This is a genomic window from Pseudomonas sp. SIMBA_041 (assembly GCF_046535095.1).
GTDB lineage: Bacteria > Pseudomonadota > Gammaproteobacteria > Pseudomonadales > Pseudomonadaceae > Aquipseudomonas > Aquipseudomonas mucoides.
On record NZ_JAWRXJ010000234.1, the window covers coordinates 1 to 277 of the forward strand.

Consider the following 277-nt stretch of genomic DNA (forward strand, 5'->3'; position numbering starts at 1 on the left):
GCTGATAGTATGCATTTGCTCTTTAATATGTTTACTTTGTATTTTTTTGGGCGTGCTATCGAAGGACTATATCAGCCGTTTTTGTTCGGTTACGGGTTTGTGGTTTTTTATGTGTTGGCAATCATCGTTGCCATGATTCCAAGTTACGTGAAAAATAAGAACAACGCCAGTTATTTGAGTTTAGGCGCATCGGGCGGTGTATCGGCTGTGCTATTTGCTTTTATCCTGCTAGCACCATGGGAGAGAATTTATCTCTTTGCCGTGATTCCTATTCCTG

General features: G+C 41.2%; 1 protein-coding gene. It reads left to right on the top strand.

Translation table 11 applies throughout. From position 1 onward, the window contains the following. On the top strand, nt 1-277 hold a 277-nt coding region (locus SB725_RS30990), incomplete at both ends, for a rhomboid family intramembrane serine protease (protein WP_410923214.1).